At 39.5% G+C, this 14,620-nt stretch carries 10 protein-coding genes; 4 read left to right on the top strand and 6 right to left on the bottom strand.

The window, feature by feature from the left end:
* Positions 1-419: 419 nt before the first annotated feature.
* Complete coding sequence (locus V7K49_RS13215; protein WP_335205919.1) at positions 420-1,103, top strand: ATP-dependent Zn protease; 684 nt, start codon at positions 420-422, stop codon at positions 1,101-1,103.
* Positions 1,104-1,108: 5 nt separating this feature from the next.
* On the opposite strand, the gene V7K49_RS13210 is transcribed toward V7K49_RS13215, so the two are convergent.
* A complete protein-coding gene (locus V7K49_RS13210) occupies positions 1,109-2,152 on the bottom strand; it encodes a GGDEF domain-containing protein (protein ID WP_334870899.1) in 1,044 nt (347 codons plus the stop codon).
* Positions 2,153-3,047: 895 nt separating this feature from the next.
* Positions 3,048-3,248 carry a heavy-metal-associated domain-containing protein gene (locus V7K49_RS13205; protein ID WP_335205918.1) on the bottom strand — a complete coding sequence of 67 codons (201 nt, stop codon included), beginning with the start codon at positions 3,246-3,248 and terminating at the stop codon, positions 3,048-3,050.
* A 251-nt stretch (positions 3,249-3,499) separates the two neighbouring features.
* Between V7K49_RS13205 and alaS the strand changes: the two genes are divergently transcribed.
* Positions 3,500-6,142, top strand: coding sequence for an alanine--tRNA ligase (gene alaS / locus V7K49_RS13200; RefSeq protein WP_335205916.1), 2,643 nt, complete (start codon positions 3,500-3,502; stop codon positions 6,140-6,142).
* A 290-nt stretch (positions 6,143-6,432) separates the two neighbouring features.
* Here alaS and V7K49_RS13195 read toward each other — a convergent pair whose 3' ends face one another.
* The 4 genes from V7K49_RS13195 to V7K49_RS13180 form a co-directional block, all read right to left on the bottom strand.
* Entirely contained in the window at positions 6,433-6,927 is a 495-nt protein-coding gene (locus tag V7K49_RS13195; protein ID WP_334870893.1) for an ureidoglycolate lyase, read from the bottom strand.
* A 113-nt stretch (positions 6,928-7,040) separates the two neighbouring features.
* The gene (locus V7K49_RS13190) at positions 7,041-8,060 is read right to left on the bottom strand and encodes an RNA polymerase sigma factor, RpoD/SigA family (protein ID WP_334870891.1); all 1,020 of its coding nucleotides are present in this window, start codon (positions 8,058-8,060) and stop codon (positions 7,041-7,043) included.
* 1,122 nt (positions 8,061-9,182) lie between these two features.
* Entirely contained in the window at positions 9,183-9,596 is a 414-nt protein-coding gene (locus V7K49_RS13185; protein WP_334870889.1) for a bifunctional diaminohydroxyphosphoribosylaminopyrimidine deaminase/5-amino-6-(5-phosphoribosylamino)uracil reductase RibD, read from the bottom strand.
* A gap of 87 nt (positions 9,597-9,683) precedes the next feature.
* Positions 9,684-10,100, bottom strand: a complete 417-nt coding sequence (locus V7K49_RS13180) for a hypothetical protein (RefSeq protein ID WP_334870887.1) — start codon at positions 10,098-10,100, stop codon at positions 9,684-9,686.
* Positions 10,101-11,371: 1,271 nt separating this feature from the next.
* On the opposite strand from V7K49_RS13180, the gene V7K49_RS13175 reads away from it, so the two are divergent.
* Both V7K49_RS13175 and V7K49_RS13170 read left to right on the top strand, forming a co-directional pair.
* Positions 11,372-13,576 (top strand): GumC family protein, encoded by a 2,205-nt coding sequence (locus V7K49_RS13175; RefSeq protein ID WP_335205914.1) that lies wholly within the window; start codon positions 11,372-11,374, stop codon positions 13,574-13,576.
* A gap of 80 nt (positions 13,577-13,656) precedes the next feature.
* On the top strand, positions 13,657-14,610 hold the full coding sequence (locus tag V7K49_RS13170) for a glycosyltransferase family 2 protein (protein ID WP_335205913.1): 954 nt from the start codon (positions 13,657-13,659) through the stop codon (positions 14,608-14,610).
* The last annotated feature ends 10 nt before the right edge of the window (positions 14,611-14,620 follow it).

The following is a 14,620-nucleotide window of genomic DNA, read 5'->3' as shown; positions in this document are numbered from 1 at the left end:
TTGAGCAGATATAGAATGAGCTAGAAGTTATTCTTAGTAAATGCAGTATTGTTTAATCACATTCCTTTTGTAGCTAATCTCACCTCATGATCAGCCAGACTACTTTTAAATGTAATTACCGATTTATCAACTCAAAACCACGAGCATATTGCTAATAAAAAAATATCTAAAATCTATGGCTGTTTTGGGAAATATCTAATTAAGTTGACTAGTATTAATTTACACGCTTATGCTATTGGTAACAAGCCCTAGTTTTAGATAGTTGTAATTTCTTAAACTTTTGTAAAAGTTCTTCACTTCTAGTCAAATGCCAGTGCGGGAAATTACGTCGTCAAGGGATTTGTAAAGACAGTTGATACAGAAGGTGTCCGATCGCCTCATAATGAAGAAAGATTAAGCAGATTCTCAGAAACCTCTCAATGAGCCAGACTAGTCTAAATTTAGTTGCAATATCTATCTTTCTCATGACCCTATCGGTACTGCTGGGGCCATTCTTAAACTTATCGCCAGCAGTACCGGCACTTGCTACCTTCACCATCTTAGGCATAGCCACGTTAGATAGTTTCAGCTTGCAAGGCAAGGGTGGTACTATCTTTTTAGATTGGATTGCGGGTTTTTCAAGTGAACACCGCGATCGCATCGTCCACCACGAAGCAGGACATTTTTTGGTTGCTTACCTGTTAGGTATTCCCGTTACTGGCTATACTCTCAGCGCTTGGGAAGCCTGGAAACAGGGGCAATCTGGGCAAGGCGGCGTTAGCTTTGATGATGGCGAATTAGCATCTCAACTAAAAGTGGGTAAAATCAGTGCCCAAATGCTAGACCGCTACTGCACTGTTTGGATGGCGGGTATTGCTGCTGAAACCCTAATTTTTAATAATGCTGAAGGTGGATCTGATGATAAAAACAAGCTGATAGGAGTATTGACAATTTTAGGCTTTTCTGAATCAGTTTATCAGCAGAAACTGCGGTTTCATACCCTCCAGGCAAAAACCCTACTGCAAGAAAATTGGTCTAGCTACGAGGCTTTAGTTAATGCCATGCGACAACGCACTTCGGTAGAAGATTGTCATGTTGAGTTAGGAGTAGGAAGTGGGGAGTAAGTAGTTCACGAAGAAACAGCTTTCAAACGTGAGACATTAGATACGTAGTTCGAGTTAATAACCCGATTACGCCCAGCAGTTTTAGCCTGTAATAGACATTGATCAGCACGATACAGCAGACTCTCTCCTTGATCATCATCCTCAGCTTGCAGACAGGCTGTGCCCAGACTAATGGTGATATTAATTGTCAGTTTATTGCTGAGTGCAAATGGTTCGTCGCTGACTAAGCGATTGAGACGACGGGCTACTGATAGTGCTTCGTCGTCGGTAGTGTTAGCCAGAAGAATCACGAATTCTTCGCCACCATAGCGGAATGCTGTGTCTTGAGAGCGCAGATTGTGTTGCAGACGCTGACATAGCAACTGCAAGACGCGATCGCCTACTAAATGCCCGTGAGTATCGTTAACTTTCTTGAAATGATCTATATCCAGAATAATCAAACTCAGGGAACTTTTTTCAGTCCTAGCTGTTTTAATTTGTCTGGGTAAGTCCCATGCTAAAGCGCGACGATTTTTTAATTCTGTCAAGGAATCGGCTAAGGCGATCGCTGATAACATATCATTTGTCCGAATCAAATCTTGGTATTTTTGCGCTTTCCGCAAGCCAACAGTTAATTGAGCAAGTATTAGGCCATGGTTAGCGGTCAACTCTGCTAAGGTATAGTCTGTTTTTTCTTCAATAAGATACCAAATATAAGCATCGGCTCCTTGCTTTAATGCCGCAGCACTCATCTCCAATTCCCTTTGCCAACCATACTTATTTCTATCAGTAAGCTGCTGGGGACGATCCTCAAACAGAATACTGTATATCCAGGATAGTTTTGTCTGCTTTTTCAACCAACTGCACAGTTTCATACTGCCATCCAGGCTAGCCTGCACAAATATTATATCGGGGGGGGTCATTTGAATCCGCGACACTGCCTGATTAAGATTGTCTATAACTTCTACACTAAAAGTAGTCGCATAACGGATCTGATCTGGAAGTGTGGCGCTAAAGTTATTCTTTCCAAAGACCAGAATAGAAATATTCCTTGCTTTATTTTTTATCATATTTAAATTTTCAAGAGATTAACTTAGTAAAACTTGTTGAGATTGTTGCCTAATACTAAATATGATATTTTTAACTGAGTTATGTTTCTTGATATCTCGTTTTTTTAACACTAAATTCACAATAACTTTCCAAGTTCAATATCCTTTTAAGACTTGACATTTATTACTAGACTTTCTAAAAGCTTCACTTCTGACAACTAATGTCTTCTTTACAGAATATTTTTAAATCAGTAAAACTACTGAATATTATTTACATGTCCAAAAACCCTTACAGTAGTTTCTTAAGTGTTATTTTACTGAGGTAATTACCAAAATAAATAGTTTGTAATAACTGTCACATTAGTCCACAAATTTTATTCCTATAAAGAAAAATAAATAAATTATGAAAGCCAATATTTTCTCATTGACTTAAAAATATTATTACCCATAGAACACTTCAGCCTTTTTCTTTAATGAATCGGCTTTTATCAAGTATCAAGGTAGGGATTGAGTTGTATAAAAACGTTAATCAAATAGGTAGCAAAACCCACTCACACTAAGGTAAGTAGCTTTCTGCCACTGACATCATTACGATTACAGATCGAATTGATACCATAAAAAATCTCCAATCTAAATAAGGTCTGAACCCAAGTATCACAATGTGTTAGAAGGAGAAAAAAATGTCTCTACTTAACCTTTATCTGTGTTTGTCTACTTAATTCACATCTTTTTTAATTTGCCCCAACATCATAAATCTAGAAAAAAGCTAAATAAAAACTCCATGTCAAAACCTGCCCCTAATGTGGGAATATTAAGTTCGATTCCGCTTGGAGAAAGGGCGGAAAAATATAAAAAAATTTTGTTAGTGTAGCCTGAGATATTAAAATCTAAACTTTTGTGAAAAGCTAGAATTAGATCAATAACCTTTAACTGCGTAACCAGCAGCAACAATTACCTGTTTGATTGACTCCTCAGAAGCTGCGGATTCTACCGTGACAGTTTTAGCATTAACATCGACATCCACCTTGGCTTCAGGTTCCATAACGTGGATGGATTCAGTAATTGTTTCTGCATATCCCTCACAAGTAATATTTGATACCTTTAGTTTTAGTGCCATTTGTTACCTAATTATGGAAATTTTAAATCATTTCTTAAGGATTAATCTTAACCATCAAAATCTGATCGCGCATCCTACTAAAGTAAGGTAGTGGTGTAAAAGCATCACAATAACTGTATATGGCTTATCGACCGCTACAATTCGCTAGCACTAATATGAAACAAAATGCAAGAATATATAAAGCTATTTATGAAAATACACCTACCTAGTGCTGCTACGCCCAAGTCTAAAGTCTAAAGTTAAAAACACCCATGTCTTCAAATCCTCAGTACCTAAGCGGTAACGAAATTCGCAACATATTCCTCGACTTCTTTGCTCAACGGAAACACCAAATTCTCCCAAGTGCCTCCCTCGTGCCAGAAGACCCAACCGTACTGCTGACGATCGCGGGGATGCTACCATTTAAGCCGATATTCTTGGGGCAACGCACATCAGAATTTAAGCGGGCTACGACTTCGCAAAAGTGTATCCGTACCAACGACATCGAAAACGTCGGACGCACCAAACGGCATCACACGTTTTTTGAGATGCTGGGCAATTTCAGCTTTGGTGATTATTTTAAAGAACAAGCTATCGCTTGGGGTTGGGAAATCTCCACACAAGTCTTTGGTTTTTCCCCCCAAAATCTCGTCGTCAGCGTTTTTAAAGAAGATGATGAAGCTTTTGGTATCTGGCGTGATCAAATCGGTGTGCCGATAGCGAGAATTAAACGCCTGGGCGAAGATGATAATTTTTGGGTATCTGGGCCGACTGGGCCTTGTGGGCCTTGTTCAGAAATTTATTATGACTTCCACCCAGAACGCGGTGACGAAAATATAGATTTAGAAGACGATTCCCGGTTCATCGAGTTTTACAACCTCGTCTTCATGCAATATAACCGGGATGCGTCAGGCAATTTAACGCCGCTGCAAAACAAGAACATCGACACCGGCATGGGTTTGGAGAGAATGGCGCAAATCCTCCAAAAAGTGCCCAATAACTACGAAACTGACCTAATTTTCCCAATTATCCAAACAGCAGCGCAAATTGCTGGGATTGACTACCACAGCAGCGACGAAAAAACCAAAGTCTCTCTGAAAGTCATTGGTGATCATGTTCGTTCTGTTGTCCACATGATCGCCGATGAAATTCGCGCTTCCAACGTGGGACGGGGTTATGTGCTGCGGCGATTAATTCGGCGCGTGGTGCGTCATGGGCGATTAATTGGGATTTCTGGCGAATTTACTACCCAAGTTGCCGAAACTGCGATCGCTCTTTCTGAATCAGCTTACCCCAATGTGCGCCAACGGGAAGCAGCAATTAAAGCTGAGTTGGAACGGGAAGAATCCAATTTCCTCAGAACTCTGGATAGAGGCGAAAAACTCCTAGAAGAAATCATCCAAGAGGTAAAACAGCAAAGGAACACTCAAATTAGCGGTGAAAGCGCATTTACCCTCTATGACACCTACGGATTTCCCCTGGAACTTACTCAAGAAATTGCCGAGGAAAATCATCTGACAGTCGATGAAGCCGGATTTGATGCCGAAATGCAAAAGCAGGTGGAACGTGCCAAAGCAGCACATGAAACCATCGATTTAACTGTACAAGGTTCCCTCGACAAATTAGCAGAAAACATCCAAGCCACGGAGTTCTTAGGCTATACCCAACCTGCGGCGACTGCGAAAGTCGAAGCGATATTGGTAGAAGGTGTTTCCCAAGAGGAAGCAGAAGCGGGAACACAGGTGCAAATTGTCCTTGACAAAACGCCATTTTATGCTGAATCCGGGGGACAAATCGGCGATCGCGGTTATATCTCTGGTGATGGTATTCTAGTCCGGGTGGAAGATATGAAGAAAGAATCTGATTTCTTTGTTCACTTCGGACGCATCGAACGCGGTACACTGCGCGTCGGTGATCATGTTACAGCCCAAATTGATCCGGCTTGTCGGCGTCGTGCCCAAGCTAACCATACCGCAACGCACCTGTTGCAAGCGGCGTTGAAGAAAATTGTTGATGATGGCATATCTCAAGCTGGTTCTCTAGTTTCCTTTGACAGATTGCGCTTTGACTTCAACTGTCCCCGCGCGTTGACAGCAGAGGAAGTGCAACAAATTGAGGAACAGGTGAACACTTGGATTGCTGAAGCACATGCTGCAAAAGTGGAAGTATTACCTTTAGCAGAGGCGAAAGCTAGGGGTGCTGTTGCCATGTTCGGCGAAAAATACGGCGAGGAAGTGCGGGTGATTGACTTCCCTAGCGTATCAATGGAACTGTGTGGTGGAACCCATGTCAGTAATACTGCTGAAATTGGCGTGTTCAAGATTATCTCAGAAGCTGGTGTAGCTTCTGGGGTGCGGCGCATTGAAGCTGTTTCGGGGCCGGCAATCCTAGATTATCTCGACCTTCGGGATAAAGTAGTTAAAGATTTGAGCGATCGCTTTAAAGTTAAACCCGAAGAACTACCAGATAGAATCACAAGTCTGCAAAGCGAACTGAGAACCAGCCAGAAGGAACTGGAAACCTTGAAGGTACAGTTAGCGATCGCAAAATCTGACAGCTTGTTGCAAACAGCCGAAACTGTAGGCGATTATAAAATTATCGTCGCCCAATTAGAAGACGTTGATCCAGAATCTTTGAAAACCGCAGCCGAACGCTTGCTGCAAAAAATCGGTAAAGGTGCAGTGGTGCTGGGTTCTATTCCCGAAGCCGATAAGGTCAGCATAGTTGCAGCTTTTAGTCAAGAAGTAAACAAAAAAGGTTTGCAAGCTGGTAAATTTGTCGGTGCGATCGCTAAAATCTGCGGTGGCGGTGGCGGTGGAAGACCGAACTTAGCCCAAGCAGGCGGACGTGATCCGAGTAAATTACCAGAAGCGTTGGAACAAGCAGAAAGTGAGTTAAAGTCCGCCTTGGGTTAACCATCCTCCTGACTTTAAGACTTACTCCCCTTCCTGCAAAGGAAGGGGCTGTTCTTGTTAGGTCTATATTGAACTCAACCCAGAAGCGCTATTAGACATGAAATGAAAATAGCGATCGCAAGTCTAAGATAACCACTGCTATCTATAACTAGTTTATGCCTCTAAGGGACTTCCAAATAAAAATATCCCAAAACAGATGCAAAAATCCTCTCTGTGTTCTCTGCGTCTGGAGTGGTTTGTTTCTTTGAATAATTTATTTCTTGAAAATCTCTAATTAAACCCAATCTCACCTATACCATCTCAAACTCTAATTGATGACTCTTAAAAAAATCATGAGTGAAATGATCCACTACATTTGTATTAGCTAATTCCAAATTATAAAAATCCACAGCTTCATGGTCAAAATGGGGGCCAGCGTGCCAAGTACCCTCATGTAGCTTGATAAAACAATTTCCTGGAATGCGAAATGCAGCAATCTCTTCTAATGCTGGTTCATTCTGATCATTATCAGGAGGACAAACTGCAATTAACCAATCTTTCCCTGACAAAGAACCCAGACATTGAGTGCATTGGACATGGCGAGTAATTTTATCAAACTTTCGCCCTCTCTGCTCCAATCGCATAATATAAAATCGTGGAATCCCGTTTTGCAGGTTTAACTGGGCATCTTCCCCATCGTAAGCTTTGCCATCAAGACTTGCAAAAATTACCTGTCCATAACGACAAAAATTTTCAGAACTCACCCATTGTGCTTGCAATTGTTGCACTGTCTTTGATGTGCCCATATCAAATCTTTGAGAGATTATTTAGGTTTATTTACCCCTAAAATGACTGAATTTTATATAGCCATTCTGGTGACTTCCTGAGTTTAAATGCTCTAAATTGTGAAAAAATAACCTCAACTAGCTAGATAACTACGTACTTGTTCTTTTTGGCGGCGGAGGAGACTGAGAGCTTTTTGCTCAATCTGACGCACCCGTTCTCGACTAATACCCATGCGATCGCCAATCTGTGCTAAAGAAAGTTCATATCCATCACTCAGACCAAAGCGCAAGGTTAATATTTCTCGCTGCTGGGGAGACAGCTTTGCCAACAAGTCTTGTAAGTCTTGGTGGAGAGATTCTTCAACGGCATAGTCTTCCGGAGAAGGGCCATCATCCTCCAGTATGTCCTGCAATTCTGTATCTTGTTGTTCACCAACTCGCGCCTCTAGGGAGAAGGGTTGACGGGCTAAGTATAAACACTCTCGAACTTGGCTGGGTGTCAAAGATAACGCCTTAGCAATTTCAGCAGTCGTGGGAACACGACCTAGCTGTTGAGATAATTCTCGCTGCACCCGTTTAATTTTGTTCAGTTTCTCAAAGACGTGGATAGGTAAGCGAATTGTCCGTCCTTGTTGAGCGATCGCTCGTGTGATTCCTTGACGAATCCACCAGTAAGCGTAGGTAGAAAACTTATAACCAAGAGCCGGATCAAATTTATCGACCCCTCGCTCTAAACCCAAAGTACCTTCTTGAATTAAATCCATAAATTCCAGGTTGCGGTGCTGGTATTTCTTCGCTACTGCTACCACTAACCGGAGATTAGCCTGAATCATTTTCTGCTTGGCTTGGTGTCCTAAATTTAGCTGTTGCTCTAACACCTCAACGCTTAACTCCACCTGATCTGCCCATTCTTGCAGCGTGGGTTCCTGCTTTAATTTCACACCCAATTCTTCCTTAGCAGCTAGTAAAATCATCATCTGCTGCACTTGTTGGGCAAAAATAACCTCTTGTTCGCGAGTCAACAAATCTACACGCCCGATCTCTTGCAGATAACTACGCACAATATCATCTGTAGCTCGAGGTTTTTTATCTGCTGCTAAACTTTTTTTCTTCGTTTTTTGAACTTCGGTATGTGGAGATGTTAAGTTGCTCATGGTTATTTGCTCCTCTGTAACCTCATCAATTTATTGGTATCAAGTCTAGATATTCAGACCCATAGCCATTTCACACTGCTAATCAATCAATTGGCAATACTGATGAATTCTGGTCTATGATACATTACAAGTCAATTGTTGGAGATAATAAACCCAAAATCAACCCACCCCTTAATACTAACATCATCACCAGTCACAAATCAATTACCTAAAGGATCATCAAGATATCCTTTGAAGTAATTACACTCCTTTATTGTTGATTCTTGCATATTTTTAAACCCGAATTATATTTATTTTAATTATTCAATGCAGTTCATGAAAAAAATAAAAAGTTTGCCGGACAATGATTTAATTAGCTAAGAAATAAATTAATCACAGTAACTCTTAAAGTAATTTCCAATAGTTAAGCCATCAGTAATTTATTTTTTTAAATGTTAATAGTCTGGTTATACTTCCAGAGAATTCTCATTCAATGGGAATTAATTAAATATAAAATGTCCATTTGTTGACCTCTAATATTTTGCTAGATAATCCAATCATCTGAAGCCGGGTACGTAGCGGGCGATCGTTAAATATCAAAGAAAGTCCTTCTCCTGCTGCCCCTGCTCAAGAACAGCTTTCTTTAAGAGTCTGGTAAATACTTGTAATCAGGGATTTAGGATGACAAAGAGGTGGATATCTGTGACAATTGCACTTGTGTGATACTTGCACGCAGACATCTGCATCGAGTGCGGTATTATCAATGTAATTACTCCTGGAGACATTTTCTGGACTAAAAGTAGTAACAGTGGTCACATTAACATCAAGGATAATACTTGGCAAGACAGCAACACCCACGGATCGCCACTAATATCCTAATTTAAGCGAAAAGATTTACGTTTAGAGGTGGGTGGTTGGTTGTTATGCAGCATACTTAAACGGACAATATCTCCCACTTCTTTAATAAGTCGGAAATCATCTGAGACTCTTAAGGAGACAACATCTTAAAGCTTTCTTTCTTACTAGTTTTCAGCTTCAATTGACACAATTACACAGTTATGCATCCATATAGATGATTGACTTGTTGCAAAGATTTTTGGGAAAATGGTACTACATTGCAATTTCAATCTAACTCTTCAACTATCACCTTATTAGATATTCGTTAAGAAAAGCATTCACATCATTGGCGCATAACCCGACATTAACTGTCTTTCCTGCTTTTATGAGAATGTCTAATCCTTGACCATTATTACGGGGGTCTGGATCAACTATAGATACATATATTTCATGTATCCGCCGATCTTGGGCGATCGCTAAAGCACATGCGGGTGTGCGTCCATGAAAAGAACAAGGTTCAAGAGTTACATACATTTTCAAGAAGTCGAAAGCTTTGTCTTGAATCTGGTTAAGTGCGTCAGCCTCAGCATGGTGTTTTCCTGGTGTCCGTGTATATCCTTGAGCTACTATCTCTTGGGCATCTACGATCACACAGCCTACTGGTGGGTTGGGTAAACATTCCGGCAAAGCTTTTCTGCTTTGAGCTAAAGCAGCCAGCATAAATATTTCATCCATGTATTAGCGGAAATTATCTAGATAAATTACACTACCAAGAATTAGTTATCTCTTGTTAAAAAAGTTATTATATCAAAACTTAGTGACTGTCACACTAATACCAGAATCGAGTTTGGGAACCTTGAGATACTCAATTGGCTCACTACTTTGAGAACTTTGGGTATTTGTTGGTTTCTGACATTGCTTAAAGAAAGCCTCTGGGTTATTGATCAACTCAAGCGGGTTGATTTTTTCGCATCCTCGCTCTCGCACTAGCGAAATTGATTCAGCAGTTTGTTTTGGATTATTAGTCTGTCCGATAAAATTACTCCATGTAGTGTTAATCGTGGCTGGTTCCGTCAATAAAACTCCAGCCTGATTGCGATCCTGAAACGGCTCCTTCAGAGCATCGCCTGTTGTCATGGGAACATTCTCTTGGTTAGCATAGGCACTCTGAGAGAGAGTAAGTGCGCTAATCACAACGACTAAGATGATGGAAGAGGATTTCATAATTCAATTTCTTAACATTTAATATCAGTTTAATAATTACAATTGGCTAGATACAGAAACGAAAAAATAGCAGCCTGGTTTGAGTCCTTCAGATTAACACAGGTAGTAAAAAGTATAGCTAAACTTCATTAAAAATATAGTGAAGTTTAGTGAGATGTAGACTTTTGTCTGGCAGGAGGCAGTTGAGCAATCCATGCTCTAACCACATCGTAATTTGATACTCGCCTGTTATCTGCTTCCTGCTACAACCTTACTAACTCATATTCTGTTAGGCGTATTAATAGCTAGGTAGGCGTAAAAATTTGTTGTTGGCACAAGGCGGGAGGCAGAGAGAAGTTCGAGCGCCAGCTTCCGGCTATCAAACTTTAAAGAGGCAGGCGAAAAGAGGGTTGTAGCCTAGTTTATCTTTATTAACATAGTTTGGTTTTATTGTCCCAACTGACTTACTAGCCGTTTATTTATCCTATATATTACTATCAGGTTACATTTATGATACAATATTAGATAAATTTTGGAAGGCTCACTGTGTTGTAATTTCCACACCTCAAGCAAAATCAAAAAAAGTCTTTCACCAGCCTGGGCAAATTAAACTGATAGCAAGTCTTTACAAGTTCAATACTAAAATCACACAATCTTAATATTGCCAGTCCCCTATCGTTCCCAAGATTGACCATTATTCAGAGCAATAATTAATTGTTCCTGAAAGCTTTTAAGCAGCTTACATAAATATCCATCCAGTCTTTCCAAGTGTCTACTTTAACTGGACAAAGCCTATCTCTGAAGTTGTTCCATTGCTTGTAGCTGGCACAATGGTTCTATTCCTTACCCTTAAGTAATTAATTCCTCTTGTCTTTTCAAAATCAGTAAATCGACAGCGAATATACTAGCATGTTCTATGAATTTTTTGTAAAGTTATCAAATTCAGTGTTCTTACATAATATGATGTTGAGTATTAGATTATTAATCAATACTTGCATCATTAGTAACACAAAACTAAGTTAATCCAAAAAATAGAAATCCACTAAACATGGAGAAAGTTGTTAGTTATCCTGTTTTGCTCTCAGGATAATATCAAGCAATCTAAGTTAAAATCGCGACTTGTCAAACTATTAGTTTACTTCACCTATTGAACAACCTCAGTAAAAAGGCATTAGCTGACAATCAACGCAAATATTACCATCGCGAAGTTGGCTACAGTGCTACTGCCAGGAAAATACTGAGAAAAATCTGCTGTAAGGAAATAGTCTTCTTTTATAAAAATTTGCATATATATGACGATGGAATCTTTGCCCAACTTTGAAGAAGTAAATATTCAGAAATACTTAGAAGTTTTTCAACGCCGTTGGCTACCTCTAGTCGGAATTGTTGCCATATCTGTTACCTTTGGATGCTTGTATGCATTTTCACAAAAACCTTCATACAAGGCAGAAGGAAGTTTGATGATTAAAACAAATCGCTCTTCCTCACTCACAGGCTTACCAGAAGACATAGGACGCCTAGAAGCTCTGAATATGAACGACAATCCCCTGGAAACTCAGGTGAGAGTTATTGGATCAAATCCAGTGATTGAGAAAACAATTAATTCCCTCAACCTCAAAGATAGTCAAGGGAAACTACTCTCGATTCCCAGCTTGGCAAAACAACTAAAAATAGAAGGAATTAAAGGCACTGATGTTGTACAACTTTCTTATCAAGGCGGTGATCCGGAACTAGCTGCCAAAATCGTCAATGAAGTTATCGACAGTTATATCGACCTAAATATCAAGGCTAATCAGAATGAAGCGCGGACAGCCAAAGAGGTTCTTGTAACGGAAGTACCCAAAGCTGAAGAAATTGTCAGAAGAGCCGAATCAAAACTGCGGCTATTTAAAGAAACGAATAAAGTTGTTGTCCTAGAACAAGAAGCAACCGCAGCAGTCGATACAATTTCCAAGTTAGGAAACCAAATTTCTCAAGCATTAGCTCAACTAGATGATGTCAAAGGTCGTTTAGAACAGTTAGGCAGTGAAGCTCAGGTAGATTCACAGCAAGGTGTAATCGCATCTGAATTGAGTCAAGCACCTGGAGTTCAAAAAGTGCTTGCCCAACTCCAAGAAACAGAAAGCCAACTGGCACTAGAGCGTACCCGTTTTGAACCTGAACACCCTACAATTACTAGCTTAGAAGAAAAAGTCGTAGCTCTTAAGAGCTTGCTAAAACAGCGGACAGCACAAGTCGCTGGTACAGCGCAGGTAACAGAGGGAAGTTTACAGGTTGGACAACTGCGGCAAAGCCTAATTGCAGATATTACTCGTGCTCAGGCAGACCGCGTTGGTCTAGAAAGACAAATTGGCACACTCCAGCGACAGCAAGATGCTTACATCAAACGAGCAAATTATTTGCCAAGGCTAGAACAGAATCAACGAGAACTAGAACGGAAGCTGAAAGCAGCTCAAACAACTTACGAAACGCTCTTAAACAAACGCCAAGAAATTGATATTGCACAGAACCAAAAGATTCCTAATGCTCGTGTCATTTCCTATGCCTTAATCCCGGAAATAGGAGAAGGGCCTCGCAAAATCCTGTTTATTGTTGGTGGAGGAGGAATTGGTCTTTTCTTAGGTATCATTGTCGCCTTTAGTTTAGACTTGATAGACCGCTCGGTGAAAACTGTCAAAGAAGCCAAAGAAGTCTTGAAATACAGTGTTTTGGGAGTAATTCCCACACAAGGTAGAAATGGTAAAGATCATTCTTCTATAGCAGGACTTGATAGAGCTATTCCCAAAATCATTGGCAGAGATATTCCTTACTTCCCTCTTGGTAACGCATACCAAATACTACAAGTGAACTTGAAGTTCCTCCGTTCTGATAAACCGCTCAAAAGCATTGTAGTTACAAGTTCCGTTGCCAAAGAAGGAAAGTCTGACGTATCTGCAAATTTAGCTGTAACTATGGCTCAGTCCGGGCGTCGGGTGTTATTGGTGGATGCAGATATGCGTCATCCCATACAGCATCATATCTGGGGGCTAACAAATACAATGGGACTAAGTAATGTCATTGTTGGTCAAGTTTCTTTAGATGCAGCTGTGCAAGAAGTGATGCCTAATCTTGAGGTTCTTACTTCTGGAGCTTTGCCTCCCAATCCAGTAGCAATGCTAGATTCTCAACGGATGGCAACATTAGTTAGTGACTTCGGGAGAGATTATGATTTTGTGATTTTTGATACTCCTCCTCTATCAGGAATAGCAGATGCTGCTGTTTTAAGTACCCTGACTGACGGTATCTTATTAGTTGTTCGTCCTGGAGTGGTTGACCTTAACAGTGCGAATTCAGCTAAAGAGTTTTTAACTCAGTCAGGTCAGAAGGTGTTAGGGATAGTCATCAATGGTGTGAATACTAAAAATGAACCTAATAATTATTTTTATGACACCAAAAAACGACAAATTGAACAAGATTTAGTATCTAGCAGCTTAACAAAATTTTCTAACGAGCGTTAAGTTATCCTATAAATCGTGAAAGCGACCCTTACTACAAACATTTCAACCTCTTTTATTTTTTATGAACAAGAAATTTTTACATGGATAAAAATCAAATCAAAACATCTTGTTTAATTAATAACTACAATTACGCTGAATTTCTATCAGAGGCAATTGATAGCGCTTTAAATCAAACAGTGAAATTTGATGAAATCATTATTGTTGATGACGCATCTACAGATAATTCTGCGGAAGTCATCACTAAATTTACTCAAGTAGCTAATGTTAAATCTATCTTGAAAGAAAAAAATCAAGGACAATTATCATCCTTTAACGAAGGATTTTTAGCTGCAACTGGGGACATTATATTTTTTTTAGACGCCGATGATATTTATGAACCTCAATATTTAGAAACCACCTTAAAGTTTTATAAGGGACGTAGTGAATGTGATTTTCTATTTTGTGCGTATAAAAAATTTGGAGCAGTAGAAGGAACGTTTCAAAGTGATGTAGTTGATTTAGATTTGGGTTATTCAGTAATCAGAACTTTATATAATGGTGAATGGATTGGTTCCATAACTTCAACATTATCAATACGTAGAGAAATAATCAGAAAATTTTTACCTATTCCATATATAGAAGATTGGCGTGTAAGGGCTGATGACTGTCTGATCTGGGGAGCTTCTTTGGTAGGAGCTAAAAAGTTTTATCTGTCGAAATCTTTAGTAATGTATAGAATCCATCAAAATAACCAGTATCATAATAAGAAATTTTTAGATATAGACAACAACTATGAATATAAGAGGTTCTGGAAACGCAATTCCCTATTTAATTACATTCTGCAAAAAAATAATTTCAGTTCACCATTATTCTTGGCTTTCACATCTCTCAATGAGTTAAAAACAATCCAATGTCCAAAATATAAAGATTTTATTTTGTATTTAAAAATAATATTTTTGTTTGAACATAGTTTTTTTTGGAAAATCAAGGGCATAGTGTTATTACTTAGCTACTTTGTTAAAATTTTTATAACTGGTAAATTAAAAATATTGTAGGCGATAAATA

It is taken from the genome of Nostoc sp., from assembly GCF_036919675.1.
GTDB lineage: Bacteria > Cyanobacteriota > Cyanobacteriia > Cyanobacteriales > Nostocaceae > Nostoc.
Note: the sequence above shows the minus strand (reverse complement) of the source record. Positions and strands in the feature narration are given on the sequence as shown.

Excerpts from the sequence above, each read along its gene's own strand:
- V7K49_RS13215 (WP_335205919.1), top strand. The coding sequence starts at position 420 with ATGAGCCAGACTAGTCTAAATTTAGTTGCAATATCTATCTTTCTCATG.
- V7K49_RS13210 (WP_334870899.1), bottom strand. The coding sequence starts at position 2,152 with ATGATAAAAAATAAAGCAAGGAATATTTCTATTCTGGTCTTTGGAAAG.
- V7K49_RS13205 (WP_335205918.1), bottom strand. The coding sequence starts at position 3,248 with ATGGCACTAAAACTAAAGGTATCAAATATTACTTGTGAGGGATATGCA.
- alaS (WP_335205916.1), top strand. The coding sequence starts at position 3,500 with ATGTCTTCAAATCCTCAGTACCTAAGCGGTAACGAAATTCGCAACATA.
- V7K49_RS13195 (WP_334870893.1), bottom strand. The coding sequence starts at position 6,927 with ATGGGCACATCAAAGACAGTGCAACAATTGCAAGCACAATGGGTGAGT.
- V7K49_RS13190 (WP_334870891.1), bottom strand. The coding sequence starts at position 8,060 with ATGAGCAACTTAACATCTCCACATACCGAAGTTCAAAAAACGAAGAAA.
- V7K49_RS13185 (WP_334870889.1), bottom strand. The coding sequence starts at position 9,596 with ATGCTGGCTGCTTTAGCTCAAAGCAGAAAAGCTTTGCCGGAATGTTTA.
- V7K49_RS13180 (WP_334870887.1), bottom strand. The coding sequence starts at position 10,100 with ATGAAATCCTCTTCCATCATCTTAGTCGTTGTGATTAGCGCACTTACT.
- V7K49_RS13175 (WP_335205914.1), top strand. The coding sequence starts at position 11,372 with ATGACGATGGAATCTTTGCCCAACTTTGAAGAAGTAAATATTCAGAAA.
- V7K49_RS13170 (WP_335205913.1), top strand. The coding sequence starts at position 13,657 with ATGGATAAAAATCAAATCAAAACATCTTGTTTAATTAATAACTACAAT.